Below are 25,991 nucleotides of genomic sequence, written 5' to 3'. Positions count from 1 at the left end.
CAGGTCGTCAGGCGGGGCCTAGAAGCCGACCGCGTCCGCGCCCTTGGTGTCGAGGATCTCGCGGGCCTCGTCGGGGGTGGCGAGCTCCAGCCCCAGCCCCTCGATGATCTGCCGCGCCTTGCCGACCTGCTCGGCATTGCTGCGCGCCAGCTGGCCGGGCCCGGCCCAGAGCGAGTCCTCGAGACCGACCCGCACGTGCCCGCCCATCGCGGCGGCCATGGCGGCGATCGGCAGCTGGTTCCTGCCCGCGCCGAGCACCGACCAGCGGTACTGGTCGCCGAAGAGCCGGTCGGCGGTGCGCTTCATGTGCATGACATCATCGGGATGCGCGCCGATCCCGCCCATCAGGCCGAACACGGTCTGGATGAACAGCGGACCCTTCACGAGGCCCTGATCGAGGAAATACTTCAGGTTGTAGAGATGCGCCGTGTCGTAGCACTCGAACTCGAAGCGCGTGCCGAGCGCGCCGAGCGTGGTCACGATGTGCTCGATCTGGCCGAAGCTGTTGTTGAAGATGATGTTCTTGTTGCCGACGTAGTCGCGCTCCCACTGGTGCTCGAGGTTCGGGAAGCGCTGCAGCATCGGGAAGAGGCCGAAGTTCATCGAGCCCATGTTGAGCGAGGCGATCTCGGGCCGGTGCGTCTGCGCCGGGCGGATGCGCTCCTCGATGGTCATGGTCGGCGCGCCGCCGGTGGTGATGTTGACCACCACGTCCGAGGCTTGCTTGATCACGCCGAGGAAGGGGGCGAAGGCCTCGGGCGTCTGGTCCGGGCGGCCGTCCTTCGGATCGCGGGCGTGCAGGTGCACGACGGCGGCCCCGGCCTCGGCGGCACCGATGGCGGCCTCGGCGATCTCGGAGGCGCTCACCGGCAGGTACTGCGACATCGAGGGTGTGTGGATCGCGCCGGTCACGGCGCAGGTGATGATCACCTTGCGGGTCTTGGCCATTGGGGTTTCCTCTGTTCAGAACTGCTCGGCGGCGAGGTGGCGGCGCAGCGCCGCAAGGCGCCTGTCGCGGCGGTCCTGCCGTTCGCGGATTTTCTCGGGGCTGCGGTCCTGCGGCCAGCTGGCGGCGATCTTCTCGGCCTGCTCGACCGAGAAGACCTCGGGCCCGGCGGGCTCGGCCGCGAGCCGCGCGTAGAAGCCGCCGTAGCGCGCGGCGTAATCGGTGATGCCGCCCGGCGCGTTGAGGTCGATCGTCTCGATCGGGCCGATCAGCGTCCAGCGCAGGCCGAGCCCGTGCTTGATCGTGGCGTCGAGCCCCTCGACCGAGACCGTGCCCTCGCCGAGAAGCCGCAGCGCCTCGCCCAGCAGCGCGCCCTGCAGGCGGTTGAGCACGAAGCCGTCACGCTCGCGGGTCATCTTCACCGGCACCTGGCCGATGGCGGCGTAAATCGCCTCGGCCCGGTCCATCGCGGCGGCATTGGTCCAGGGCGCGGGGCAGAGCTCGACCACCGGCACGAGGTGCGGCGGGTTCACCGGGTGGCCGACGAGGCAGCGTTCGCGGTGCGCGAGACCCTCGGTGAAGCGCGAGGCGACGATCGCCGAGGTCGACGAGGCGATCACCGCCTGCGGCGGCGTGGCGGCGTCGAGCCGGGCGAAGAGCTCGGTCTTCACCTCGATCTTCTCGGGGCCGTTCTCCTGCACGAAGGAAACGCCCGCCACCGCCTCTTCCAGCGTCGGGCAGGTGCGGATGCGGGCCAGCGTTCCGGGCTTGTCGTCCAGCAGCCGCTCGGTGACCAGCGTGTCGCAGAGCGCGGCGATGTCGGCCGGGAAGCGCGCCAGCACGCCGGGATCGGCGTCCCAGACCTGCACCTCGTAACCGGCGCGGGCAAAGAGCGCGCTCCACGAGCGGCCGATCAACCCGGCTCCGATGATGGCAACCTTTTCGGTCATGGATGGTCCTTTCTCAGAGCCAGAGCACCTTGCGGCGCAGGTCGATGTCATGCGCCAGCGCGGCGGAGGGCCCGTTGTGGATGATGCTGCCCCGCTCGAGCGCGACGGTGCGGTCCGAGAGCGTCAGGGCAAGGTCGAGGTTGTGGTCGACGAGGATGATCGACACCTCCTGCCGCAGCCGGTCGAAGGTCTCGAAAAGCTGCTCGACCACGGCGGGGGAGAGCCCCTCGAAGGGCTCGTCGAGCAGCAGCACGCGGGTGTCGCCCGAAAGCGCGCGCGCCACTGCCGCCATCTGCTGCTCGCCGCCCGAGAGGTAGTCGGCGGGCGTGTCGATGCGCTCCTTGAGGCGCGGGAAGTAGGAGAAGATGCGCTCCTCGTCCCAGTGCACGCCATGCCCGGTCTGGCGCTGGATGCGGCCGAGCTCGAGGTTGTCCTTCACCGACATGCCGGCGAAGAGCCCGCGCCCCTGCGGCACGTAGGAGATGCCGGCGCGCGCCATGGCGGCCGAGGGCAGGCCCGAGATCGTCTTGCCCTCGAGGGTGATCTCGCCGCTGCCCACCGGGGCGATGCCGATCAGCGATTTCAGCAGCGTCGACTTGCCCGCGCCGTTCCGCCCCAGCAGCGCGAGGATCTCGCCCTGCCGCAGGTCGAAACTGACGTCGTTGAGGATGTGGCTCTTGCCGTAACTGACATTGACCTTGTCGAGCGACAGGATGGTGCTGTCCTGCACGGCGCTCGTGCGCGGCTTGGCCGCCACCGCCGAGGTGCCCGAGCCGATGTAGACCTCCTGCACCCGCGCATCGTTGCGCGCCTCATCGACTGTACCGTCGAGCAGCACCTGCCCCTCGTTCATCACGGTGACATGGTCCGCCAGCTCGAACACCCGGTCGATGTCGTGCTCGACCAGCAGCACCGGGATGTCGCGCGAGAGCGCTTTCAGCAGCAGGCCGATGCGCTGGCGCTCGGCGACCGAGAGGCCCGCCAGCGGCTCGTCGGCCAGCAGGATTCGGGGGTGGTTGCCAAGCGCCAGCCCGAGGTCGAGCAGCCGCTGCCCGCCGTAGGAGAGCGAGCCTGCCTCGGCCTCTTCCATGCCGTTCAGCCCGGCGTAGCGCATGATCTCGGCGGTGCGCTCGTTGACCTGCGCGAGGTCGCGGGCGCGGATCACCGGGTTCATGCGCCTCGGGTCGCCCGCCTGCACCGCGAGGCGGATGTTTTCCTGCACGGTGAGCGAGGGGAAGAGGTTGGTGATCTGGAAGCTGCGCCCGATCCCGGCCTCCGAGATCTCCTCGGGCCTGCGCCCCGAGAGCGGCACTCCGGTCAGGGTGACCTCGCCGCTGTCGGGCCGGTAGAGCCCCGAGAGCAGGTTGAAGGCCGTGGTCTTGCCCGCGCCGTTGGGCCCGATCAGGGCGTGCAGCGTGCGGTCGCGCACCGCGATGTCGACCTCGTCCACCGCCTTCAGCCCGCCGAAATGCTTGGAGATGCCGCGCGCTTGAAGGAGCGCGCCGTCGACGTGGCCTTCGGGCCGCAGGAACCCGGGCAGGGGGTGCACCTCGGCCTTGCGCCCGGCCATGGCCGCGCCGGTCTCGGGCGGCGGGTTCAGGTGGCGGCGGATCTGGCCGGGGATGCCGATCAGCCCGTCGCGGGCGAAGAGCACGAAGCCCATGAACACCAGGCCGAACCAGAAGAGCCAGTTCTCGGAATAGATCGACAGGTACTCGCGGAAGAGGATGTAGAAGAGCGCGCCGATCGCCGGGCCCATGAACGAGCGCATGCCGCCGATCACCACCATGGCCAGAAGCTCGCCCGAGAACACCACCGACATCGGCTCGGCCGAGGTCATGCGGTTCTTGTAGAGCAGCAGCACCCCCGCAAGCGCGGTGATCGACGCCGAGAGCACGAAGGCGGCAAGCTTGTAGCGGTCGACCTTGTAGCCGAGGAAGCGCGCGCGCTGCTCGTTCTCGCGGATCGCCAGCAGCACCGTGCCGAGCGGCGAGTTGTAGACGCGCCAGAGCAGGCAGAGCACCGCGAAGGCGATCACCGCGACCAGCCAGTAATAGGGTTCGGACATCTCGAAGCTGAGGCCGAAGAACTCGGGCCGCGCGATCCCGCCAAGGCCGTTCTCGCCGCCGGTCACCTCGGTCCAGCGGAAGGCGATGGTGAAGCCGAGCGCCGAGAGCGCCAGCGTCATCAGCGAGAAGTAGACGCCGCGCCGACGCAGGATCAGCGCGCCGAAGACCAGCGCGATGAGCGCGGTGCAGATCACGGCCAGCAGCAGCGGCAGGAAGAAATGCCCCTCCGCGCCCATGGCCCGGGCGGAAAGCCCGGCGAGGTAGGCGCCGAGCCCGAACCAGGCGCCGTGGCCGAAGCTGATCAGCCCGGTGCGCCCGGCAAGGATGTTGAGCCCCATGCAGGCAAGGGCGAAGATCACCACCTCGGTCGCCGAGGTGTAGGTCAGCCCGGCGGCGAGGATGACGAAGGGCAGCACGATCAGCGCGGCTGCCGCGACGAGAAGCGGGTGGATGCGGGTCATGCTCGGGGGTCTACTCATTCGAAGCGGAGGATGCGCTCGCCCAGCAGGCCGCGCGGGCGCACCAGAAGCACGAGGAACATCAGCAGGTAGATGGCGGCGGTGGACCAGGACGAGAGGCCGACGGCGACCAGCACGCCCTTGGTCAGGCCGACGAGGATGGCCGCGATGATCACCCCCCAGAACGAGCCGAGCCCGCCGATCACCACGACCACGAAGGCCAGCGTGATGATCTCGGCGCCCATCGCCGGGTGGATGGTGTAGATCGGCGAGAGCAGCACGCCGGCGAGCCCCGCGAGGCCGATGCCGATGCCCGCGACGACCGACAGGTAGGGCCGCAGCGAGATGCCGAGCGCGCCGACGATCTCGGGGTTCTGCACTCCGGCGCGGACGATGCGGCCGAAGGCGGTCCTGTTGAGCAGCAGCCAGAGCCCGCCCACGGCGACCACTGCGACGGCGATCAGGAAGATCCGGTAGCGCGAGTAGATGAAATCGCCGAGGAACACCTGCCCGCGCAGCAGTTCGGGCATGTTGTAGTTCTGCGGCGAGGCGCCGAAAATCCAGCGCAGCCCCTGCTCGATCACCATGGCAAGCCCGAAGGTCAGCAGCAGCGAATAAAGCGGATCGGCCCGGTAGAAGCGGGTGAAGAGCGTGCGCTCGGTCGCCATGCCCAGCCCCGCCACGATCAGCGGCACGAGGATCAGCGCGCCGAAATAGCCCACGTAGGGGGTGATCAGGATCGCGAGATAGGCGCCGATGGCGAAGAAGGCACCGTGGGCAAGGTTGATGATCCCGCCAAGCGAGAAGATCAGCGACAGCCCCAGCGCGATGAGCAGGTAATAGGTGCCGTCCAGCAGGCCGTTCAGCACCTGCGCGATGAATAGCCCCAGCATCGCGGCGCTCTCCTTCCTTGGGTATCGGGGGGTGGCGGGGCAGGGGCCGCCTGGCCTCTGCCCCTCGCGGGTCACATCGAGCAGGTGCCGCCGGTGACGGCGGCGGCCAGCGACTCGAGCGGCTCGTCCGGGCCCGGGACGGGGTCCGAGGTGGTGAAGATGTCCCACTCGTTCTTGGCTTCCGAGGCCGGCAGCGCGGTGATCGCGTAGATCTCCTGGATCAGCTGGTGATCCGAGGGGCGGAAGTAGCCGGGGCGGCTCTTCATCAGGTCGAACTTGGCCTCCCCGCTTTCGAGGTAGCCGACCAGCGCGTCGCCCGAGGCGTCGCCCGCCTCTGCCACCGCTTTGGCCATGATGAGCCCGGCGTTGTAGTCGCCCCAGGCCTGGTTCTCGGGCGGCTTGCCGTAGGCCGCGGTGAAGGCCTCGACGAAGGCGAGGCTCGCGTCGTTCTGCACGAGGTGGTTCCAGACGTTGGGCCAGGTGCCGCGGAAGTTCTGCGCCCCGGTCGCCCAGGCCGACACGGTGTCGAAGCCGAAGCCGCCGAGCGTGAAGTCGAGCCCGAACTCGCCGTACTGCTTGAAGAAGTTGGTGATCTGCGTGCCCGCGAGGTTGAGCGCGACGACATCAGGCTCGGCCTGGCGGATCTTCAGCAGGTAGGACGAGAAGTCGGTGGCGTCGGTCGGCACCAGATCATCGCCGACGAGGTTGCCGCCATTTGCCCCGAGGAAGGCCTTGGCCGCCGCCAGCAGGTCGTGGCCGAAGGCGTAGTCGGCGCTCAGCGTGTACCAGTTCTTGCCGTCGACCATGCCCTCGCCGGCGAAGTACTGGCCCTCGGCGTTCACGTACATCGAGTTCTGCGTCTCGACGTGGAACATGTAGCGGTTGCAGTCCTGGCCGCGCAGGCTGTCGGAGTTGCCGCCGGTGTTGACGAAGCACTTCTTGTAGCGCGCGGCGACCTGGCTGATCGTCAGGCAGGAGGCCGAGGAGATCTCGCCGATGATCATGTCGACGCCGTCGCGCTCGAACATGCGCTCGGCCTTGGTCGAGGCGGTCTGCGGGTTGACGCTGTCCTCCATGATGAGCTCGACCTGTCGCCCGCCGGCGCCGCCGTTCGCGTTGATGTGCTCGACCGCCAGCTTGATGCCCATCTGGGCATATTCGCCGAGCGGGCCGAGGAAGCCGGTGGTGGGGGTGAGGTGGCCGATCTTCAGCGGTGCACCCTGGGCGCGCAGATAGGCGGGAGACGCAAGGCCCAGCGTCAGGCCAGCCGCTCCCGTCCGCAGAAATCCTCTGCGGGTCGTCAGACTCTTCGTCATGGTACTCCTCCCTGAGACCAGTTTGATAGGATCACAGCGGTGGCCGGCGCCGGCGCTCCTTCACGGCTGACTTTCCTCCCGAGCCGTAGGAACAATGGTTGCGGACATGCCCCGAAATCTGTGATCTTAGATCACAGTTGCAGACGGGGCTTCTGCCTGTCAACAGGAGTTAACCCAAGGTATGAGCGAGAGCCTTGATCGAATGCGGCCGGTGCGGCGAGAAACCCTTTCGGACCGGGTACATGAGACGCTTTGCGAGCTTCTGCTCTCGGGGGCTCTGAAGCCCCGCGACAGGCTCTCGCTGCGCGAGCTGGCCGAGCGGCTCGACGTCTCGATGATGCCGGTGCGCGAGGCGGTGAGTCGCCTCGCGGCCAGCGGCGCGCTGCATGTCTCGCCCAAGCGCGCGGTGCAGGTGCCGCTGATGACCTCGGCCGAATTCGCCGATCTCACCGCCGTGCGCATGCTGAACGAGGGCGAGGCCGCGCGGCTCGCGGCAGAGCGCGCCACCCGCGACGAGATCGTCGGGGTGCAGGTGCTCGCCGAGCGCTTCGAACGGGTGCTCGACAGCGCCTACGGCAGCGCCGAAGCGGTGGCGGCGAACAAGGACCTGCATTTCGCGGTCTACCGCGCCTCGGGATCGCAGGCGCTGATGGACGTGATCACCATGCTCTGGCTGAAGGCCGGGCCGATCATCAACTACGACATCGGGGTAAAGGCCGGGGTGCCCGCCGAGGAGGAGACCCTCCGCTCGCGCACCCACCACTCGCGCGAGCATCACCGGATCCTTTGCGAGGCTCTCCGGGCGCGTGACGGCGCGGCCGCTGCCCATGCCATCGCCGAGGACATCCGCGTGGCCTCGGAGCTGATCCGCGCCCATGCGGCGGACGAGATGGATGAGGGGCGGCGGCGCATCCTGATCTGATGGATCTGGAAAGCGCCTGCTGCGGGGACGGGGCGCAACTTGCGTCTTGTCCGTGGAGTTTGGCGCGAGCGGGGAAGTATGGCGAGCCGTGGAGGACTCGAACCCCCGACCTGAGAATTAGAAGTTCCCTGCTCTAATCCAGCTGAGCTAACGGCCCGTACTTCTGGGGGTGTATTTCACGATCGCGGCAGCGATGTCAATTTGCAGAATGCCGACTGTCCGCCGAACCGTCTCCAGTGGGCGCGGGAGCCGCTGGTCGTGCTGCCGATCGCGCGGGACTTGCGCTTGAGGGCGCGCGCGCACGGCAAGCGGGCAGGGGGCATTTTTGCTGTGACCTGTGGAGCTTGGCCGGCATGCGCGCCTGCACCGGCGCCCGGCTTCGCGCTTGCCGCAGGGCCCGCGGACCCGGGGCGCCCGCGGCTTTCCTGACGTCGCGGACGGGGAGTGGCGACGCCGAGGCTGCGGCGCAAATGCCGCGTTCGGACACCCTCGTGTCACGCGGCGCTTGCTCGCGAGGCCCGCCTCGGCGAGCCTGAACCCCCGAGCCCATGATGCGAGGCCGCCATGTTCCGGTTCCTTTGCGCCCTTCTCGCCATTGCCGCGATGGCCGGTTGCGCCAGCGCCCCGCCACAGGGACCCTGGACCGTCACGGCGGCGATGAACGCCGGGGAGTCCGCGCCGCTCACGCGCGGCACCCGCGAGTGGGAGCAGCGCCCCGACGGGCGCTCCGGGGTCTACATCATCGGCAATGGCATCGATGCGCTCGGGCTGCGGCTGGCGCTCGCGGATGTGGCCGTGACCAGCATCGACGCGCAGTACTACCTTCTGCACAACGACGTCTCGGGCCAGCTCTTTGCCGACGCGCTGCTGCGCGCGGCGGATCGCGGCGTGCGGGTGCGGCTGCTGCTCGACGACATGGACACCCGCGGCTACGACGAGGCGACCCACGCGCTCGAGACGCACCCCAACATCGAGGTGCGGCTGTTCAACCCCTTCTCGCGCGCGCATGGCAAGGCGCTCTCGGCGCTGCTGGAGTTCCGGCGCATCAACCGGCGCATGCACAACAAGTCGATGACCTTCGACGGGCGGGTGACCATCGTCGGCGGGCGCAACATCGGCGACGAGTATTTCTCGGCCCGCGAGGATTCGAATTACGACGATCTCGACCTGCTCGCCGCGGGGCCGGTGGTGCACGAGGTGAGCAGCACCTTCGACCGCTACTGGAACAGCCGCTACGCCATCCCCGCCTCGTCGGTGATCACGCCCAAGGAGGATGGACCGGACCTTGCCGCCGTGCGTGCGCGGCTTGCCGAGCTGCGGGAAGAGACGCTCGCCACACCCTATGGCGCAGCGCTTGCCGCGCATGTCGCCAAGCTCAAGCGGGAGCGTCCGCCGCTGACCGCCGCCCGCGCCACGCTGCTGGCCGACCCGCCGGAAAAGGCGGCGGGCGATCTGCCCGCCTCCGAGACCTTCGCCGCCTCGATGCTGCCCTACGTGACCAGCCTGCAGCACGAGTTCCTGGTGATCTCGGCCTATTTCGTGCCGCGCGACACCGGCACCGCGCTGCTGAAATCGCTCGAGGAGCGGGGCGTCAACGTGACGGTTCTGACCAATTCGCTCGATGCCACGGACGTGCCGGCGGTCTATGCCCATTACGCCCATTCCCGGCGCGACCTGCTCGAGGCGGGGGTCGACCTGTGGGAGCTGCGGGCCGAGAAGGAGCGCCCCGACCGGACGCTCTCGGGGCTTGGCCTCTCGCGCTCGGCGCTGCATGCCAAGGCCTTCGTGCTCGACGAGAAGCTGCTCTTCATCGGCTCGTTCAACTGGGATCCGCGCTCGGTGCGGATCAATTCCGAGATGGGCATCCTCGTGGAATCCCCGGAACTCGCCAAGGCCGCGGCCGACACGATCAAGGGGCTGCTGCCGGACGCGGCCTTCCACCTGCGGCTGGGCGAGGACGGAAGGATGCAATGGCTCGAGCACGACACCGGCGACCGCTGGCGGCTGTTCCGCTCGGAGCCGATCCTGTCCACCATGCGTGCGACGACGGCATGGCTGACCGGGCTCCTGCCGATCGGGGGGCAGCTCTGAGCCTGCCGCGTTGACATCCCCGGCCGCATCGTCCCCACTCCGGCAGGACCCGGCCGGAGGAGAGACAAGGTGCAGATGAGGGATACGCCGTTCCAGACGCTGGTGCTGTCGACGGTCTTCGTGCTGGCCTTCGGCACGCTGCTGGTGCTCGGGCGCTCGATCCTGCTTCCCATCGTCACCGCGACGATCCTCGTCTACCTGCTTGAATCGGTGGCGGGCGCGCTGCGCCGCCTGCCGGTGCTCGGCCACCTGCCGCTCGGCGTCCTGCGCCTGCTGCTGCTGGTCTTCGCCGCGGCGGTGGTCTTCGTTCTGGCCGCGGTCGTCTCCTCGACGGTGCGCGAGATCATGGCGGTGGCCCCCACCTACGAGGAAAACCTGCGCGGCATGGTCGAGGGCATCGCGGGCTACTTCCACTTCGAGAATGACGCGCTCTGGGACCGGATCTCGGACGAGACGGTCGGCCAGATCAACCTGAGGCGCTTTTCGCTGGCGGTGCTGGGCGGGTTCACCAACCTCGGCTCGGTGGTGCTGATGGTGATCATCTACGCCGCCTTCATCACCGCCGAGCGCCGCTCCTTCCAGCGCCGTCTCACCGCCGGGCTGCGCTCGCCCGAGCAGAGCGCCCGGGTGCTGGCGGTGGTCGGCGCGATCAACGAGAAGATCAGCCGCTACCTTGCCTTCAAGACGCTGATCAACGTGGTGCTCGGCACGATTTCCTACGGCATCCTCTGGGCCTTCGGCGTCGATTTCGCGCTGTTCTGGGCGGTGGTCATCGGGGTGCTGAACTACATTCCCTACGTCGGCTCGCTGCTGGCGGTGGCCTTTCCGGTCGCGCTGTCGCTGGCGCAGTTCGCCTCGATCGGCATGACGCTCGGGCTCGGCGCGGCGCTGACCGTGGTGCAGATCGCGCTCGGCAACATCATCGAGCCGCGGCTGATCGGGCGGCAGCTCAACCTCAGCCCCTTCGTCGTGCTGCTGGCCCTCGCGCTCTGGACGACGCTCTGGGGGATCCCGGGCGCGATCCTCGCGGTGCCGCTGACCTCGATCCTCGCGATCGTGCTGGCGAGCTTCGACAAGACCCGCTGGCTGGCGCTGCTGCTGGCCGAGCGGGTCGACGCGCCGGGGCGGCCCGCCCCGGCCGCGGCGCTGCCGCGCAAACTTCCCTAGCGTTAACCAATAGTTGACAGAACGAGGGGCCGGGCGCACCGTCAGGGCACCGGCACACTATGTCGGATGACATTCAGGGAATTTGGAAATGCAGCATTGGCTCTTGTGGATTATCCTCGGTATCGCGAGCATCCTTGGCGGGGTGATCGCGCTCTTCAACCCCTTCGCCGCCTCGATCGCCGCGCAGACCATCGTCGCCTGGTTCTTCCTGATCATCGGCGTCATCCAGGCGATCAGCATCTTCCGCGTGACCAGCATGAAGGAGCGGCTGCTCGCGATCCTGATGACCATCATCTACCTCTGGCTCGGCATCAGCTTCCTTGCCAATCCGCTCGAGGGCCTGGTCTCGCTGACCATGGTCGCGGCGATCATGTTCCTGGTCAGCGGCGTCGCCAAGGTGATCTACGCCTTCTCGGTGGCCGACAGCCGCTACAAGCTCCTGATGCTCATCAGCGGCGCGATCTCGGTGATCCTGGCGATCATGATCTTCACCAACTTCCCGTCCTCGGCGGCGGTGGTGCTGGGGGTCCTGCTCGCGGTCGAGCTGCTGTCGACCGGCGCGGCGATGGTCGCCTTCGGACTGGTGCTGAAGCAGCATCCCGAGCTGCGCAAGGTGAACACCTGAGGGACAGGGCAGGGACCCCGCCCGGGGGTCCCGCTCAGCCCGCGGAGGCGGGCGGCGGCACCGCCGCCTCGACCTCGGCGGGATAGCGGCGGCGGCACTCGGCCTGTCCCGCGGCGGCGTCGCGGCGCAACTGCGGCAGCTGCGCCTCGAGCTCGGCGTCGCGGCGGTGAAGTTCCTCGGGGTTGACCGGAACGCGACGAGTGACGGGCTCGGTGTCGCGGCGCCAGCAATAGTGCAGGTAGCCGTGGTGCGAGCCGCAGACGTCCCAGCGCATCCGGGTTTCCCAGTCGGTGCTGTAGGTGAAGCCGCGCGCCAGATCCTTGGCGATCTCGGTCCGTTCCTGCATCGCCTTGCTGTAGAGATTGGCCGCATCCCTGTTGCAACGCTCGTAGGGCGTTCCGCAGGCCGCGAGGCCAAGAAGGGAGATGAGGAGCAGACGGCGCATGGGGAAAGGCTACCTCCGAACAAGTCACCGGTCGAGCACGAGATTCGGCGCGGCCGGACATTGGAACGCACGTTAGCGTGACCTATCTGTCTGACACAACGAGCGAAGGAGACGGGACGATGATGCAACGGATCGCGATGATCCTCGGCCTCTGCGCCGGGCTGGCCGCGTGCAGCGAGGCCGAGACCAAGGTCGAGGACGACACCTGCGGCGCCGCCGCCTACCAGACCCGCATCGGCCAGCCGGTCGGAGAGCTCGGCCTGACCGCCGGGGAGAAGCTGCGCATCCTCGGGCCGAACCAGCCGATGACCATGGACTTCCGCCCCGACCGGATGAACATCGAGACCGACAGCGCCGGGCAGATCCTCCGGGTGTTCTGCGGATGACCGCTGGCGCGGGGCCTGAACGCGCAATCTAACACGCTGGTTCCGGAGAATATTTCCGGAACCATCAAGCCGGTCTCACGGTTCCTTTACCGAACATCACGGCGCACCCGCGCCGAAACAAGAACGGAAGGGAACTGAACATGCGTACCGGATCCATCGTTGCCCTCGTCGCCGCCGCTGCCGTCGTGATCGGCGTCGGGGCCTACATGATCGATTTCGACGTCACCAAGGAGGGCCGCCTGCCCGACGTGGACGTCTCGGTCGACGGGGGCGAACTGCCCGAGGTCGATGCCGAGGTCGGCTCGGTCGAGGTCGGCACCAAGACCGAAAGCGTGACCGTTCCCGACGTCGACGTCGAGGTCGACACCAAGGAGGCCGAGGTCACCCTGCCCGACATCAAGGTGACCCCGCCGGACGAGAAGAACGACAGCTGATCGCTGACGCCCCAAACGGAAAGCCCCTCTCCACCGGCCGTGGAGAGGGGCTTTTTCATGTCCGGAGGTTTGGGCTCAGCGCTTGCGCCGCTTCACGTTGCCGCCGTGCTGGCCGGGGCGTCCCGCGGTGGAGCGGCCGCGGGTCTTGACCGCCGCCTCAGACGCCGCCTCGACCGCCGACTGCCGCGCCAGCGGGTCGTCGTGGATCGCGAGGTCGACCGCCTCGAGCCGCTTGATCTCGTCGCGCAGTCGGGCCGCCTCCTCGAACTCGAGGTTCTCGGCCGCCTTGCGCATGTCGGTGCGCAGCCCGTCCAGCACCGCCGCGAGGTTCGAGCCCTGGTGCTTGGGGTCGATCGTGGCGGTCACGCGGTTCATGTCCACGTCGCCCTGGTAGAGCCCGGCAAGGATGTCGTCGACGTTCTTCTTCACCGTCGCCGGGGTGATGCCGTGCTCAACGTTGTAGGCCATCTGCTTCTCGCGCCGCCGCTCGGTCTCGGCCAGCGCCCGCTCCATCGAGCCGGTGACCCGGTCGGCATACATGATCACCCGCCCGTCGGCGTTGCGCGCGGCGCGGCCGATGGTCTGGATCAGCGAGGTCTCGGAGCGCAGGAAGCCTTCCTTGTCAGCGTCGAGGATGGCCACCAGCCCGCATTCGGGAATGTCGAGCCCCTCGCGCAGCAGGTTGATGCCCACCAGCACGTCGAAGGCGCCGAGCCGCAGGTCGCGCAGGATCTCGATCCGTTCGATGGTATCGATGTCTGAGTGCATGTAGCGCACCTTGATGCCCTGCTCGTGCAGGTACTCGGTCAGGTCCTCTGCCATGCGCTTGGTCAGCACGGTGCAGAGCGTGCGGTAGCCGTTCGCGGCGACCTTGCGGATCTCGTCGAGAAGATCGTCCACCTGCGTCTTCACCGGGCGGATCTCGACCATCGGGTCCAGCAGGCCGGTCGGGCGGATCACCTGCTCGGCAAAGACGCCGCCCGCCTGCTCCAGCTCCCAGTTCGCCGGGGTCGCGGAGACGAAGACCGACTGCGGGCGCATCGCGTCCCATTCCTCGAACTTGAGCGGGCGGTTGTCCATGCAGGAGGGCAGGCGGAAGCCGTGCTCGGCGAGGGTGAACTTGCGCCGGTAGTCGCCCTTGTACATGGCGCCGATCTGCGGGACCGAGACGTGGCTCTCGTCGGCGAAGACGATGGCGTGGTCGGGGATGAACTCGAACAGCGTGGGCGGCGGCTCGCCCGGTGCGCGCCCCGTGAGGTAGCGCGAGTAGTTCTCGATGCCGTTGCAGACCCCGGTGGCCTCCAGCATCTCGATGTCGAAATTGGTGCGCTGCTCGAGCCGCTGCGCCTCCAGCAGCTTGCCCTCGGCGACGAGCTGGTCGAGCCGCTGGCGCAGCTCCTTCTTTATCTGGATGACCGCCTGCTGCATCGTCGGCTTGGGCGTCACGTAGTGCGAGTTGGCATAGACGCGGATCCGCTCGAAGCTGCCGGTCTTCTCGCCGGTGAGCGGGTCGAACTCGGTGATGCTCTCCAGTTCCTCGCCGAAGAACGACAGCTTCCACGCCCGGTCCTCGAGGTGCGCGGGCCAGACCTCGAGACTGTCCCCCCGCACCCGGAACGCCCCGCGCGAGAAGCCAGCATCGTTGCGCCGGTACTGCTGCGCCACGAGGTCGGCAATGATCTTGCGCTGGTCGTACTCGCTGCCGACATGCAGATCCTGGGTCATCGCGCCGTAGGTCTCGACCGAGCCGATGCCGTAGATGCAGGAGACCGAGGCGACGATGATCACGTCGTCGCGCTCGAGCAGCGCGCGGGTGGCCGAGTGGCGCATCCGGTCGATCTGCTCGTTGATCTGGGATTCCTTCTCGATATAGGTGTCCGAGCGCGGCACGTAGGCCTCGGGCTGGTAATAGTCGTAGTAGGACACGAAATACTCGACCGCGTTGTCCGGGAAGAAGCCCTTGAACTCGCCGTAGAGCTGCGCCGCCAGCGTCTTGTTGGGCGCGAGGATGATCGCCGGGCGCTGCGTCTCCTCGATGATCTTGGCCATGGTGAAGGTCTTGCCGGTGCCGGTGGCGCCCAGCAGCACCTGGCTGCGCTCGCCGTCCCGCACCCCCTGCGCCAGCTCGGCAATCGCCGTCGGCTGGTCGCCCGCGGGCGAGAACTCGGTCTGCATGCGGAAGCTGATGCCGCCCTCGAGCTTTTCCCGCGTCCGGACATCCGGGGCAGGGGCGTGCATCATCGGGGTCGATTTGTCGGAATGGGCATAGGGCATGGGTGATCTCCGGGCGCCTGGAAGACGTGTCGCGCGGCAGGGCGTTTTCAAGGGGATCCGGGTGCCGGGCGGATCGGGACTCGGGTCGGGAGGCGTGGCATTTTCACGGAATGTTCCTCTTCTATGAGCAAGACGCAAGGGTTCGCGAAGATTTGCCACACTGCCGCACCGCGATCTCTTGCCCCGCCATCATAAATTCAAGATAACGCCAGAGAACGTCAGGAGGGATTCCATGCGCGCACGGATTTACCAGCCGGCCAAGACGGCCATGTCTTCGGGACAAGCGAAAACGAGGAACTGGATCCTCGAGTTCTTCCTCGCCTCGCCGCGCGAGGTTGACCCGCTGATGGGCTGGACCTCGTCGTCGGACACGCAGAGCCAGGTGCGCCTGACCTTCGACAGCAAGGAGGCCGCGCTGGCCTATGCCGCCGAGAACGGCATCGAGGCGCAGGTGAACGAGCCCAACAAGCGCAAGCCCAACCTGCGCGCCCGCGGCTACGCCGAAAACTTCGCAGTGGACCGGCGCGGGGCGTGGACCCACTGAGGGTGTAAGAGACACCTGAGTTTTTTCCATGGAAGGCTAAGTTTTTCCCGGGAACTACATGTAGGGCGCCCACTGGGCGCCCTTTCCATATCTAGCGCATGCTTGCAAAGCGCGTGGCTGGGCGCATGATCCGGCGCAAGGCTATTGCATACGAGGAGGTTCCCGATGGCAGGCAAGGCGCTGAACAAGAAGAACCTCCTTGAACTGGGCGCCGATACGCTGGCCGACCTGCTGCTCGAGGCGGTGAAGGGTGACGCGGCACGCCAGCGGCGGGTGCGCATGGCGCTTTCCGCCGATCTGGGGCCAGAAGCGATCACCGCCGACGTGCGCAAACGCTTCGCCTCGATCCGCCGCGGTCGCAGCTACATTTCCCGCAAGGCGCAGAAGAAGATGGCGCAGGAACTGGCGGAGCTGACGACGCAAATCGAGACCCACATTGCGCCAGATGCCCCAGACGCGGCCTTCGACCTTCTCTGGGCGCAACTGCAGCTCGCCGCCGGCATCCACGAGCGTACCGACGACAGCTGGGGCACCATCGGCGATGTCATGCGCGAGGTGATGGCGGCGATCGCACGGCTTGCGCCGAGGCTGGACAAGGATCCTGTGGCGCTTGCCGATACCGTGTTCGAGGCGATCTCGGGCGAAGGCTATGGAGCCTTCGACCACGCCGTACCTGCACTGGCCGAGGCGCTCGGTGGCACCGGCCTGTCCCGCCTCAAGGCGCTGGCCGAAGCGGCCTGCGAAGCGCCGCTGACGGGCGCCGACCTCGCCCGCTACGACTTCATTTCCGACCGCGATGCCTGCACCGAGCGCGCCCTCGCCGGTCGCAACCGTACGGCGGAGATGATCTTGCAGGACGTGGCCGATGCCGAGGGCGACGTTGACAGCTGGCTCGCGCAATACACCGCCGAGCAGCTGACCTACTCGACGATCGCCCCCTCCGCCGCGACCCGGCTGCTGGCGGCGGGCCGCCCCGAGGACGCGCTGCGCCTGATCGAGGCCGCCCTGCGCGGAGAAAGCGGTGATCCGTGGTTCGACACGCCCGAACTGGACGAGGCGCATTTCGCCTGCCTCGAGGCGCTCGACCGCAAGGACGACCTGCGGGCCGCGCTCTGGCACCGCTTCGAGCGCCGCCTCTGCCCCGAGGCGCTGCGCCGCCACCTCAAGCTGCTGCCCGACTTCGAGGACATCGAGGCCGAGGACGCGGCGCGCCGGATCGTCCTCGCCTACAAACCCGTCGAGAAGGCGCTGGCCTACTGCCTGCAGGCCCCCGACCTGCCGCTAGCGGCTGAATTGATCGAGGCCCACAGCGAGGAGATCGACGGCGACGTGTATGAGACTCTCACCCCGCTCGCCGACGCCCTCGCCCAGACTCATCCGCTCGCCGCCGTGCTGCTGTGGGGCGCGATGATCGACTTCGCGCTGGGTAAAGCCCGCTCCGGACGCTACGGCCACGCCGCCCGGCACTTGATGGACTGTGCTGCCGCGGATGCCGAGATCCTCGATTATGGCATGCATCTGTCGCACGCGGACTATCTTGAAGCGCTGCGCAAAGCCCATGCGAGGAAATCGGCCTTCTGGGAGCGTCTGCGGGAAGGGTAACCCCCGCGGGTCATGACGTGGTCGACAGCAGCTCCTAGTCATGCCTGAGTATTCGATCTGCGTGCGGAGAGCTGCCATTTCGAGCGCTCCTGGCTAGGATCGACTGTCCGCGGCTTTAAGGCTTGCCGGGCATCCAGCGCTATCGCCGCGGCGATGCGCGACGGCACTGAGTTCAAGACTGCCAGTTGCTCGAGGCCGACACCCCACTGACCAGAGCCTTGTTCGACCCTAAAGAAGTATTCCTAGAATGAAACCTTTGCGCAGATTGTGTTGAAAAACTCTGCGAACCAAAAAGTGGCTCGAAATCTTGGAATATTGTTCCCGCAGACCGCCCCTTGGCAAACCACATTTGCTCAGGAGGGGCTTCGCAGGAGGTTGTTCTGCTGATATGCTTGGTCTCGCCCGACCAGAAACCTTTTCAAAATTATCCGCAGGTAGTTGTCGTTCCGCCTGGGGGCGTCACTACTAGCATGTCCGGCACTTCCGGCCCTGACCCGACCTTCGGCACCATCTCAGCATGCTGCAGCGCTGCCATTCGAAGCTGCCGTTCGCTGCGGTTGCGAGCCTCGGCGGGGGCGGAGGTCAGCGCTGCGGATATTTCGGTTGTTCGAAGCATTAGGAACAAGAAACACCACGGCCGTTCCCGATCCGGCGGTGGACCTCTACCGGATTATTCTCAGCTTGGATCAGCGACCGGCTTGTCAGAGACCTCACGTGACGGGGAAAAGCTATGCGTCCGACCCTGCTTGCAGCTTCCCACAAGTGATCGGAGGTGGGTCCTTTGACATCGATCTCTTCCGGCACCTGCTCGAGAGCGTGGTTGCGCTTGATTGGGCCTCTGTTTTCCCTACCGCAAGCGCGCAGAAGTGGCGTCTAGACCCTAGCCCGATACGATGAGGTCAAGGAACTCCTGCAGGATCTGGGATTGGTGCCTGTCGGATCGCCAGATTGCCATGATGGGCGTCGAGAAGCCGAACTCCTCCGGCAGCACCTCTTGGAACTCGAACTGTGTGGTCTGGGTGCAATGGGAGGGGAAGAACCCGAGATAGAGCCCGAAACCCACCAGCGCCATCACCGCTTCGGTTTGATAGGCAATCGTGCCCACCGGGAAGGGCTTCTTCAGTTGCCGCAATCGATCACTCTCGAAATAGCCTCGGTGTACGAGAGAGTGTTTCACCACATCCGCGCGGGACACACCGTCGCCGTTCCGCAAGCGCAGGGATATGGGGTGATTACCGCCACAATATAGACCGACCTCTTCGCTATAGAGGTTTTCGTAGGTCAGGCTCGGGTGGCGTTGATAGTCCGGCACGATGCCGATGTGCAGGCTGCCGTCGATAACGCCGCGCTCGACCTCGGCCGGGGTCCCGGTCATCAAGCTGACATTGACGGCGGGGGCGATCTGGCGAAAGTCGCGGATCGCCGCGACAAGCGGGTTGCGCGGGTCGATCACGGTATAGTCGATCATGCCGATGTTGATTTGACCGGTCAGGCTCTTGTTGAGCTCAGCGATATTGGTGGCGAACTCCTCTGCGGCCGACAGCAGGCGATCGATATGCGCCTCGGCAATGCGGCCCTGTTGGGTCAGGGAGAAACCACCACGGCCCCGGTGGCACAGGCGTACGCCCAAGCGGGTTTCGAGGTCGGAGATCTGCCGGGAAACCGTGGACGCGCCGACCCCCAACTCCGCTTGCGCCGCCGAAAGGCCGGAACAGGCGATCACCGTCTTGAACACCCGCATCAGTTTAAGATCGGCTTCGGTCACATTGCCGGAAAAGACGCTCTTCCTGCGAGCCATGAGATGCTCCCGTTCCTTGCAGATTTCCGCAAGTTAAGTTGTTTACTTATCTCCTTTTACGAACAAACGACGGCGCGGAAAAGTTGTGTTTTAGGCAAGGAGTGCAGCTGTGACAAACCGAGTAGAAAAACTGGAGCGCCTGCGCGCGCAATTTGGTGCGGCGGATGGCGGAACGATTTTTACCGAGAAATATCAACGGATTGCGGATCTGATCTTCTCAGAAGGCGGGCGGCGTCCGGCGCCCTATTCCGGCGTTCCGACCCTGCTGGATGCGCCGCAGCGACAGGCCTACGATCTGGCCGACACGCAGGTGGCTCTGTTTGGCGTGCCGATGGATCTCGGCGTCACCAATCGCAACGGATCGCGCTTTGGCCCGCGGGCCTTGCGGTCCATCGAACGCGTTGGCCCGTATAACGACGCGCTGGAGACCGCACCGCTCCATCAGATGGCCGTGGCCGATATCGGCGATGTGCCCTTTCGCAGTCGATTTGACCTGAGCCAGAGCCATGCGGACATCGAAGCCTTCGTGACACAGATCGTGACCCAGAACGTGATTCCGCTGGCGGTGGGGGGTGACCATTCGATCACTCATCCCATCCTGCGGGTTCTCGGGCGGGATCGGCCAGTCGGCATGATCCATATCGACGCCCATTGTGACACGGGCGGCGCATACGAGGGCGAGAAGTTCCACCATGGCGGTCCGTTTCGCAACGCGGTTCTGGATGGGGTGCTGGACCCCGACCGGTGCATCCAGATCGGCATCCGCGGCGCGGCTGGGTACATCTGGGAATTCTCGACCTTGTCGGGGATGACAGTGATCGAAGCGCGAGACATCACTGAGGAGCGCCTGCCCGAGATCATCGCCACCGCCCGCGACATCGTAGGGACGGGCCCGACCTATCTGTCCTTCGACATCGACAGCCTTGATCCGGCCTTCGCCCCCGGCACCGGCACGCCGGAGGTTGGCGGGCTCAGCACCCGCGAGGCGATGAAGCTGATCCGGGGCTTCAAAGGCGTGAACTTCATCGGGGGGGATGTGGTAGAAGTTGCCCCGGCCTATGATCCGACGACCAACACGGCGCAGAATGGCGCCCAGATGCTCTTCGAGATCCTGAGCCTTATGCAATTCTCGCCCGCCCTGCCATCGGTAGGATGCGACGTGACAGCGCTTGAGCAGGCCTGAGGCGAAATAGGCGCGCGGACGGAGGGATCCGTACCGCGCGCGCAATGTCGGGCTGCCGGGAGGCGGCCCGACATATCTGCCAGGGATCACTCTGCGAAGACCGAAATCCGTTCGGGATCAAACTGCAGCGCCACCTGGTCGCCGGTTTGCGGTGCCGCCGCATGCGAGGTTCCGCGCACCCGGATTTCATGGCCTTGCGCCTGAACGAGCCATTCGGTCACAGGGCCGAGATCGCGGGCAAAGGTCACGGTGCCGGTGCCGGCATCGCCAGATACCCGCGTGAGCGAGATTGCCTCGGATCGCACGGCGGCGCGCAATGCACCGCCGGACCGGTTCGACATCGAGAGGCCGGTATCAATACCCAGCAAGGCCAGCGTGTGGCTCTGGGTGACGGTCGCGGGAAGCAGGTTGGCGGACCCGATGAAATCCGCAACAAACGGCGTTGCGGGGTGGCGGTACACCTCGGAGGGGCTGGCAGCTTGTTGCACGACGCCGTGGCTCAGCACCACGAGCTCGTCGGCGAGCATCATCGCTTCGGTCTGGTCGTGGGTCACCAGCACGGTGGTCACGCCAAAGCGCTGTTGGAGGCGGCGAAGCTCGATCTGCATGTTGTCGCGCAGTTTCGCATCCAGCGCCGACAGGGGTTCGTCGAGCAGGAACAGTTTCGGCCGGATCGCCAGCGCCCGAGCAATCGCCACCCGCTGGCGCTGCCCACCGGAAAGGGCCGAGACCGGACGGTCGGCGATATGCGGCAGTTCGATCACGTTCAGCAGCTCTTCGACCCGGTCCTTTTGCTCGCTGCGCGAGGCTTTGCGCAGCTTGAGACCGTAGGCGATGTTCTCGGCGACGGACATTTGCGGGAAGAGTGCAAGCGACTGGAACACCATGCCGAACCCGCGCCGATGCGGGGCCAGTTGGGTGATGTCGCTGCCGTCCAGCAGCAGGCGGCCACTGCTGGGCCGTTCAAACCCGGCGATGATGCGCAGGAGCGTGGTCTTGCCGCAGCCCGAAGGCCCCAGAAGGCAGACAAAGGCGCCGCGCTGCACCTTCAGGTGCACGTCTTTCAGCGCCTCGACCGTGCCGAAGGACTTGGAGACGCTTTCGATGTGGAGGTGGGTATCGCTCATGACGACGCTCCTTCAGAAGAGATTGCCTTTGCCCGCGATCAGCTTGTCCACAAGCACGATCAGCAGCACATCGGCGACAATGATGAAGACCGACAGGGCCAGGGTGGAAGGATCCAGCGAAGACACGGTGCGGCTGTACATCCAGATCGGCAGCGTGCTGACGTCGATCGTGTACATGAAGAAGGTGATTGTGAATTCGTTGAAGCTGATGATGAGTGCGAAGATCAGCCCGGCGAGGATGCCTGCCCGCATCAACGGCACCACCACATCCCAGATCGCCCGCAGCGGCGGGGCGCCAAGCGAAATGGCGGCCTCTTCAATCTCGACGCTGATGCCATTCATCGCGCTGAGGCAGTTGCGTAGCACAAAGGGCAAGACCAGCACGACATGCGGGATGGCGATGCGCCAGAGGCCAAGATCGAGCGAGAGGCTCTCGGCAATCAGCAGAAAGGCAATGCCGAGCATCACCAGGGGAAAGACCAGAGGCAGGGTGAACAGCAGTTCCATGCCAGCGCGCACACGGCGTTCGCCCCGAGCCAAGGCATAGGCGAGGGGAACGCTCACGACGGTGGAGATCACCATCACGATCAGCGCGATGAGCAGGCTGGTCAGGGTCGAATCCACGACTGACTGAGCGCTGGAAGTGTCCTCTTCGAGGAACATGCGCACCACGTCCCCGTACCAACGCAGGGAATAGCTCTCCGGCGGAAAACCCGAGGTGTCGGAGGCGGAAAAGGACATGGTCGCCACCACCAGCACCGGCAGGGCAGAGACCAGCAGGCCGATGGTCGCAAGGGCGAGGATGGTCAAACGGTAGCTGCCCCCGGCTTCGGTGGGCAAAAGAGCGACACGCATGGTCTAGCCTCTGGCTTTCTGTGAGGTGATCCGCACCAGCCAGGCCGAAACGAGCAGCACCAGAACGGTAAGCAAGATCAGGATGGTTCCGGCCGCCGCGGCTCCGGACCAGTTGAACAGCGGCGAGATCATGTCGCGGATCGCCACCCCCATCATCTGCACCCGTCGCCCGCCCAGGAGCAGCGGAATGGCAAAGGCGCTGGCATTGAAGGCAAAGACTATGGAGGCAGCCCCAACCAGCGCAGGTCGCAGCAGCGGCAGCGTCACATCGCGCAGGATGCGCCAATGGTTGGCCCCGAGCGAGCTGGCTGCCTCCAGGTATTCGGGCGACACGGCGCGCACCGCGCCGACAATCGGGAACACGGCCAAGGGCAGCGAGGTCTGGATCAGGCCCAGCAGTACCCCAGTTTCGTTGAACAGCAGAAACAGCGGTCGGTCGATCAGCCCCAGCGACTTCAGTACCGTATTGAGCGCGCCGGATGGGCCCAACAGCAAGATCCAGCCATAGGCCTGCACCAGAAGGTTCAGGATCATCGGCAGCAGTATGGTCACCGTCAGAACCCGCCGCGCAACGGTGCTGCGAAGGCTGGTCAAGAGAAAGGCCAGCGGCACGGCGAGGATCATCACGACGACGCTGGCGACCAGGGCGAGCCTGAGCGTGAGCCAGACGGAGCGACCAAAAAATGGCGTCATCAGGTCGCCGTACGCCTGCAACGAGAAGCCCTCGATGACACCTTTCTCGGCAGAAAGCGAAAAGCGCAAGATGTAGAGGCAAGCCACCAGGAAGGGCAGCAAGGCGATAAAAGCAGGCACCGCGAATGCCAGCGCCTGCTTTTGGGTTAGTGTTGTGGAGGACACGTCAGGTCTCTGCCTTCGGGATCAGGACAGCGTTTGCTGATATTGGGTGATCCACTGCTCTCGCACGTCCGCGATGAAGGTCTTGTCGTGCACGATCGCCTTTTCGTTGAGCTGTTCGGGCTTCACGATGAAGGGGCTCGCCTTGGCGGCCTCGCTCATTTCGGCTTTTTGGTTGATCGGCCCGTTCAGCACGGCCTCCGCCATCACGCCCTGCACTTTGGGGTCGAGCGTGAAGTTCATGAAGGCATGGACCACATCATCCGCACCGGGCTTGGCCTTCGGCATGATCGTGTACATCAGATCGGCAAAGAAGCCTTCCTCCACATCATAGGTCGCGCCCATGTTGGATTTCTCCGGATTGGCCAGCTCGTCGGCGAAGAAGGCCGGAGCGTAGACACCACCGATGTCCAGTGCATCAGAGCGGAACAGTTCGGAGAGTTGCGCCGGGTTCTCGCCAAAGGTCAGCAGGTTCTGGCGCAAATCCGCGAGCTTGGCAAAGGCAGCCTCAGCATTGGAGCCGTCACCGCCAAGCAGCTTGCCAGTCGCAAAGATGGTGTCCAGCGCGTCCGTCCATGTCGCCGGCGGCAGGAACAGGCGGCCGGAATGCGCGGCCTCCCACATCTCTGCGTAGGACTTCGGCGGCTCCTTGAAGGTCTTGGTGTTGTAGATCAGCCCGCCGGTCCACAAGAGATACCCGATGCCGTGGCCATCCGCCCCGGTGCGGAAGCGCGGATCGACATCGGCAAGGTTCGGCAGTTGATCCAGATCGGGCTGCGACAAGAGCCCGTCGCCGGCCAGTTCAACCGCACCGACACCAGCAAGGGTGATGATGTCATATTGCGGTTTGTCGCCCGCGGCGCGCAGCTTCGCGACCATCTCGGAGGTGGAGCCGGTTCGATCTGCGATCACCTTCGCCCCGGTCAACTCCTCGAACGGTTTGGCGATGTTTTCAAGCACCGCGAGGCCGGTATTGTCGGACCAGGTGAGCAGCCGCACTTCCTTGCCCGCAAATTTCATATCTCCGGCCGACAGGATCGAAGGCGCGGCTAGGGCTGCGGCGGCCCCGGCGCTGGTCTTCAGAAGGCTGCGTCTCGTCAATGCGTAGGTCACGTCCAGAACTCCCGGTTGGTTTTGCCTAGTGGCTTATTGCGCCCACTCCTCCGCAAATTGATCGTGCGATAAATGGCAAAGAGAGGAAGATTAGTTGCATTTTTCTGCATGTTAATAGTCGGCTGAAAAAGCCGCTTTCCGCTGAGAGCCCCTATGCGGTGGGGGCGCTCCTTCGGCAACATCGATGTGTCTTCGTGGCAGGTCGAAAGCTCTCGTACCTGTATCCGTCAGGCACCTTGAGGGCGCCATGGTTTGCGCGCTTTGCATATGACCTGCTCCCCATAGAGTCCGCGTTCTTTAGTTCGCTCTGTTCAGGGTTTGGTCCTCTACTGACCGTTGGTGATACTCCCACGGAGTGAGCGCGTCGAGGCTCGTGTGGGGGCGGTGATGGTTGTGGTCGTCGCGCCACGCGTCGATCGGGTCGCGGGCGTGGCGCAGATTGGCGAACAGGTGCTCATTGAGGCATTCGTCACCCAGCCGTCCATTGAAGCTCTCGACGAAGCCGTTCTGCATCGGTTTTCCCGGAGCGTTGTAGTGCCATTCGACCCGGCGCTCCTCCCGCCATTTGAGGATGGCGTTCGAGGTCAGCTCCGTGCCGCTCGCCATTGTCCTCGGACCAATGGCGGACAAGGCTCGCTCGCTGACCACCATGCATGGATAGCCGCGCACCCGAGCGATGCTGTCGAGCTCACGGCCAACGCGCAGCCCAGACAGCGAGGTGTCCACGACCGTTGCCAGGCATTCCCGGCTGTAGTCGTCGATGACGCACAGCACACGGAACCGGCGCCCATCCGACAGGCTGTCCGAGACGAAGTCCAGGGACCATCGCTGGTTCGGCCCCTGCGGGATCGCCATCGGCGCCCTCGTTCCGATCGCGCGCTTGCGACCGCCGCGCTTGCGCACTGTCAGGCCTTCTTCACGGTAGATCCGATAGAGCTTCTTCCAGTTCACCTGCCAGCCTTCGCGGCCAAGAAGCAGGTGCAGCCTTCGATAGCCGAAGCGACGCCGTTCGCCGGACAGCTCCTTCAACCTCTCTCGCAACTTGATGTCTGCAGGCCTGGTTGATCCACGCCGATAGACACGCGGGTCGATCCCGGCCAATGCACAAGCCCGCCGCTGGTTGTAGTTCTTCTCTTGCATGGCCCAGTCCACAGCTCGCCGCCTTGCACCGGGCTTCAGAAGTTTTTTCCCAGCATCTCCTTGAGCGTGGCGACATCGAGCATCTGCTCCGCGAGCGTTGTTCGGGGCAAACGCCCCACTGGGGCCTTTGCTGATCCCTCCAACTCTTCAGCTTCGCGTTCTCGGCCTCAAGCGCCTTCAGCCGTTTGGCCTCCGACACTTCCATGCCCCCATACTTCGAGCGCCACTTGTAGAACGTGCCATCGCTGACGCCGTGCTTCCGGCAGAGCTCCTTGGCGCCTATCCCGGCTTGGTGCTCCTTCAGGATGCCAATGATCTGCTCTTTTCTGAAACGGCTTTTCCGCATCGTCTGTCTCCTCGTTTCGAGAACAGGCTAACCTCAAACCGCGGACTTTTCAGGGGAGCAGGTCAGTCATCAAGGGTCCGCTTCGCGGGCCCTTTTTTCATGTGCAGACCCTGGAAACGCGCATTTTCGGGAAGAACTTAGCCTTCACACGGGAAAATCTCAGCTTGCCGCTTTTCAGGAAAACTTTCAGGCTTTTGATATTGCGTGGATTTTCTGGCAGATTTCTCGACTTGGGAAAAACTCAAAGTAGTTCTACAGAGGGTGTAAGAGACACCTGAGTTTTTCCCGCGATCTACACGAAGGGCGCCCACTGGGCGCCCTTCGCATTTTCGGCGTCCAGTTCCTTGGAGGGCCGCCCTCCGAATGGAAGCGCTCGTCGCAGCCGGGAGAGTTGGCCGCCCTCCGAGCGGATCACCGGCGCTTGGCCGCCATGTCCGCGCCTTCCACTTCTA

Annotated in this window: 21 protein-coding genes, 1 tRNA gene and 1 pseudogene; 9 read left to right on the top strand and 14 right to left on the bottom strand. The window is 65.6% G+C overall.

What is annotated here, in order from left to right:
- Window positions 1-18: 18 nt before the first annotated feature.
- The 5 genes from PVT71_RS17790 to PVT71_RS17770 form a co-directional block, all read right to left on the bottom strand.
- Window positions 19-948, bottom strand: a complete 930-nt coding sequence (locus PVT71_RS17790; protein ID WP_353475401.1) for a 3-keto-5-aminohexanoate cleavage protein — start codon at window positions 946-948, stop codon at window positions 19-21.
- Between the two features lie 15 nt (window positions 949-963).
- Window positions 964-1,896, bottom strand: a complete 933-nt coding sequence (locus tag PVT71_RS17785) for a 3-hydroxyacyl-CoA dehydrogenase (protein WP_353475400.1) — start codon at window positions 1,894-1,896, stop codon at window positions 964-966.
- Window positions 1,897-1,909: 13 nt separating this feature from the next.
- Window positions 1,910-4,426 (bottom strand): branched-chain amino acid ABC transporter ATP-binding protein/permease, encoded by a 2,517-nt coding sequence (locus PVT71_RS17780; RefSeq protein WP_353475399.1) that lies wholly within the window; start codon window positions 4,424-4,426, stop codon window positions 1,910-1,912.
- Window positions 4,427-4,440: 14 nt separating this feature from the next.
- Window positions 4,441-5,316 carry a branched-chain amino acid ABC transporter permease gene (locus tag PVT71_RS17775; protein WP_353475397.1) on the bottom strand — a complete coding sequence of 292 codons (876 nt, stop codon included), beginning with the start codon at window positions 5,314-5,316 and terminating at the stop codon, window positions 4,441-4,443.
- A gap of 71 nt (window positions 5,317-5,387) precedes the next feature.
- On the bottom strand, window positions 5,388-6,632 hold the full coding sequence (locus PVT71_RS17770) for an ABC transporter substrate-binding protein (protein ID WP_353475396.1): 1,245 nt from the start codon (window positions 6,630-6,632) through the stop codon (window positions 5,388-5,390).
- 181 nt (window positions 6,633-6,813) lie between these two features.
- Here PVT71_RS17770 and PVT71_RS17765 point away from each other — a divergent pair, with 181 nt between their 5' ends.
- Window positions 6,814-7,554: a GntR family transcriptional regulator gene (locus PVT71_RS17765; protein ID WP_353475395.1), complete on the top strand. Its 741-nt coding sequence runs from the start codon at window positions 6,814-6,816 to the stop codon at window positions 7,552-7,554.
- 79 nt (window positions 7,555-7,633) lie between these two features.
- Here the strand turns inward: PVT71_RS17765 and PVT71_RS17760 are convergent.
- A tRNA-Arg gene (locus PVT71_RS17760) sits at window positions 7,634-7,711 on the bottom strand.
- 407 nt (window positions 7,712-8,118) lie between these two features.
- Here PVT71_RS17760 and PVT71_RS17755 point away from each other — a divergent pair.
- The 3 genes from PVT71_RS17755 (at window position 8,119) to PVT71_RS17745 (ending at window position 11,437) form a co-directional block, all read left to right on the top strand.
- Window positions 8,119-9,645, top strand: coding sequence for a phospholipase D family protein (locus tag PVT71_RS17755; RefSeq protein WP_353475394.1), 1,527 nt, complete (start codon window positions 8,119-8,121; stop codon window positions 9,643-9,645).
- Between the two features lie 75 nt (window positions 9,646-9,720).
- Window positions 9,721-10,812 carry an AI-2E family transporter gene (locus tag PVT71_RS17750; protein ID WP_353475559.1) on the top strand — a complete coding sequence of 364 codons (1,092 nt, stop codon included), beginning with the start codon at window positions 9,721-9,723 and terminating at the stop codon, window positions 10,810-10,812.
- Between the two features lie 88 nt (window positions 10,813-10,900).
- Window positions 10,901-11,437: a DUF308 domain-containing protein gene (locus tag PVT71_RS17745; RefSeq protein ID WP_353475393.1), complete on the top strand. Its 537-nt coding sequence runs from the start codon at window positions 10,901-10,903 to the stop codon at window positions 11,435-11,437.
- A 34-nt stretch (window positions 11,438-11,471) separates the two neighbouring features.
- Here PVT71_RS17745 and PVT71_RS17740 read toward each other — a convergent pair whose 3' ends face one another.
- Complete coding sequence (locus tag PVT71_RS17740) at window positions 11,472-11,882, bottom strand: excinuclease ABC subunit B (protein WP_353475392.1); 411 nt, start codon at window positions 11,880-11,882, stop codon at window positions 11,472-11,474.
- A gap of 119 nt (window positions 11,883-12,001) precedes the next feature.
- Between PVT71_RS17740 and PVT71_RS17735 the strand changes: the two genes are divergently transcribed.
- Window positions 12,002-12,268, top strand: a complete 267-nt coding sequence (locus tag PVT71_RS17735; protein WP_353475390.1) for an I78 family peptidase inhibitor — start codon at window positions 12,002-12,004, stop codon at window positions 12,266-12,268.
- Window positions 12,269-12,408: 140 nt separating this feature from the next.
- On the top strand, window positions 12,409-12,702 hold the full coding sequence (locus PVT71_RS17730) for a hypothetical protein (protein WP_353475389.1): 294 nt from the start codon (window positions 12,409-12,411) through the stop codon (window positions 12,700-12,702).
- A 75-nt stretch (window positions 12,703-12,777) separates the two neighbouring features.
- Here PVT71_RS17730 and uvrB read toward each other — a convergent pair whose 3' ends face one another.
- The gene (gene uvrB / locus PVT71_RS17725; protein WP_353475388.1) at window positions 12,778-14,976 is read right to left on the bottom strand and encodes an excinuclease ABC subunit UvrB; all 2,199 of its coding nucleotides are present in this window, start codon (window positions 14,974-14,976) and stop codon (window positions 12,778-12,780) included.
- A 232-nt stretch (window positions 14,977-15,208) separates the two neighbouring features.
- On the opposite strand from uvrB, the gene PVT71_RS17720 reads away from it, so the two are divergent.
- Both PVT71_RS17720 and PVT71_RS17715 read left to right on the top strand, forming a co-directional pair.
- Complete coding sequence (locus tag PVT71_RS17720) at window positions 15,209-15,520, top strand: ETC complex I subunit (RefSeq protein WP_353475387.1); 312 nt, start codon at window positions 15,209-15,211, stop codon at window positions 15,518-15,520.
- Between the two features lie 165 nt (window positions 15,521-15,685).
- A complete protein-coding gene (locus tag PVT71_RS17715; protein ID WP_353475386.1) occupies window positions 15,686-17,122 on the top strand; it encodes a DUF6880 family protein in 1,437 nt (478 codons plus the stop codon).
- 880 nt (window positions 17,123-18,002) lie between these two features.
- Here PVT71_RS17715 and PVT71_RS17710 read toward each other — a convergent pair.
- Window positions 18,003-18,920 carry a LysR family transcriptional regulator gene (locus PVT71_RS17710; protein ID WP_353475385.1) on the bottom strand — a complete coding sequence of 306 codons (918 nt, stop codon included), beginning with the start codon at window positions 18,918-18,920 and terminating at the stop codon, window positions 18,003-18,005.
- A 109-nt stretch (window positions 18,921-19,029) separates the two neighbouring features.
- On the opposite strand from PVT71_RS17710, the gene speB reads away from it, so the two are divergent.
- On the top strand, window positions 19,030-20,103 hold the full coding sequence (gene speB / locus PVT71_RS17705) for an agmatinase (RefSeq protein WP_353475384.1): 1,074 nt from the start codon (window positions 19,030-19,032) through the stop codon (window positions 20,101-20,103).
- 86 nt (window positions 20,104-20,189) lie between these two features.
- On the opposite strand, the gene PVT71_RS17700 is transcribed toward speB, so the two are convergent.
- The 5 genes and pseudogenes from PVT71_RS17700 to PVT71_RS17680 all read right to left on the bottom strand — a co-directional run bounded on the left by PVT71_RS17700 (window position 20,190) and on the right by PVT71_RS17680 (window position 25,539).
- Window positions 20,190-21,230: an ABC transporter ATP-binding protein gene (locus PVT71_RS17700; RefSeq protein WP_353475383.1), complete on the bottom strand. Its 1,041-nt coding sequence runs from the start codon at window positions 21,228-21,230 to the stop codon at window positions 20,190-20,192.
- 12 nt (window positions 21,231-21,242) lie between these two features.
- On the bottom strand, window positions 21,243-22,085 hold the full coding sequence (locus PVT71_RS17695; RefSeq protein WP_353475382.1) for an ABC transporter permease: 843 nt from the start codon (window positions 22,083-22,085) through the stop codon (window positions 21,243-21,245).
- 3 nt (window positions 22,086-22,088) lie between these two features.
- Window positions 22,089-22,943 carry an ABC transporter permease gene (locus PVT71_RS17690; RefSeq protein WP_353475381.1) on the bottom strand — a complete coding sequence of 285 codons (855 nt, stop codon included), beginning with the start codon at window positions 22,941-22,943 and terminating at the stop codon, window positions 22,089-22,091.
- A gap of 21 nt (window positions 22,944-22,964) precedes the next feature.
- Window positions 22,965-24,053, bottom strand: a complete 1,089-nt coding sequence (locus tag PVT71_RS17685) for an extracellular solute-binding protein (RefSeq protein ID WP_353475380.1) — start codon at window positions 24,051-24,053, stop codon at window positions 22,965-22,967.
- Between the two features lie 297 nt (window positions 24,054-24,350).
- A pseudogene (locus tag PVT71_RS17680) lies at window positions 24,351-25,539 on the bottom strand (IS3 family transposase).
- Between the last annotated feature and the right edge of the window lie 452 nt (window positions 25,540-25,991).

It is taken from the genome of Salipiger sp. H15 (assembly GCF_040409955.1).
Taxonomy (GTDB): Bacteria; Pseudomonadota; Alphaproteobacteria; order Rhodobacterales; family Rhodobacteraceae; genus Salipiger.
The sequence above is the reverse complement of the archived record's forward strand: the minus strand, read 5'-3'. Positions and strand labels throughout refer to the sequence as shown.

Bases quoted from the DNA above. Each gene is read 5' to 3' on its own strand.
- PVT71_RS17775 (WP_353475397.1), bottom strand. From the start codon at position 5,316: ATGCTGGGGCTATTCATCGCGCAGGTGCTGAACGGCCTGCTGGACGGC.
- PVT71_RS17730 (WP_353475389.1), top strand. From the start codon at position 12,409: ATGCGTACCGGATCCATCGTTGCCCTCGTCGCCGCCGCTGCCGTCGTG.
- PVT71_RS17770 (WP_353475396.1), bottom strand. From the start codon at position 6,632: ATGACGAAGAGTCTGACGACCCGCAGAGGATTTCTGCGGACGGGAGCG.
- PVT71_RS17785 (WP_353475400.1), bottom strand. From the start codon at position 1,896: ATGACCGAAAAGGTTGCCATCATCGGAGCCGGGTTGATCGGCCGCTCG.
- PVT71_RS17755 (WP_353475394.1), top strand. From the start codon at position 8,119: ATGTTCCGGTTCCTTTGCGCCCTTCTCGCCATTGCCGCGATGGCCGGT.
- PVT71_RS17715 (WP_353475386.1), top strand. From the start codon at position 15,686: ATGGCAGGCAAGGCGCTGAACAAGAAGAACCTCCTTGAACTGGGCGCC.
- PVT71_RS17740 (WP_353475392.1), bottom strand. From the start codon at position 11,882: ATGCGCCGTCTGCTCCTCATCTCCCTTCTTGGCCTCGCGGCCTGCGGA.
- PVT71_RS17790 (WP_353475401.1), bottom strand. From the start codon at position 948: ATGGCCAAGACCCGCAAGGTGATCATCACCTGCGCCGTGACCGGCGCG.
- PVT71_RS17750 (WP_353475559.1), top strand. From the start codon at position 9,721: ATGAGGGATACGCCGTTCCAGACGCTGGTGCTGTCGACGGTCTTCGTG.
- PVT71_RS17735 (WP_353475390.1), top strand. From the start codon at position 12,002: ATGATGCAACGGATCGCGATGATCCTCGGCCTCTGCGCCGGGCTGGCC.
- PVT71_RS17745 (WP_353475393.1), top strand. From the start codon at position 10,901: ATGCAGCATTGGCTCTTGTGGATTATCCTCGGTATCGCGAGCATCCTT.
- PVT71_RS17700 (WP_353475383.1), bottom strand. From the start codon at position 21,230: ATGAGCGATACCCACCTCCACATCGAAAGCGTCTCCAAGTCCTTCGGC.
- uvrB (WP_353475388.1), bottom strand. From the start codon at position 14,976: ATGCCCTATGCCCATTCCGACAAATCGACCCCGATGATGCACGCCCCT.
- PVT71_RS17710 (WP_353475385.1), bottom strand. From the start codon at position 18,920: ATGGCTCGCAGGAAGAGCGTCTTTTCCGGCAATGTGACCGAAGCCGAT.
- PVT71_RS17765 (WP_353475395.1), top strand. From the start codon at position 6,814: ATGAGCGAGAGCCTTGATCGAATGCGGCCGGTGCGGCGAGAAACCCTT.
- PVT71_RS17780 (WP_353475399.1), bottom strand. From the start codon at position 4,426: ATGACCCGCATCCACCCGCTTCTCGTCGCGGCAGCCGCGCTGATCGTG.
- PVT71_RS17695 (WP_353475382.1), bottom strand. From the start codon at position 22,085: ATGCGTGTCGCTCTTTTGCCCACCGAAGCCGGGGGCAGCTACCGTTTG.
- PVT71_RS17720 (WP_353475387.1), top strand. From the start codon at position 15,209: ATGCGCGCACGGATTTACCAGCCGGCCAAGACGGCCATGTCTTCGGGA.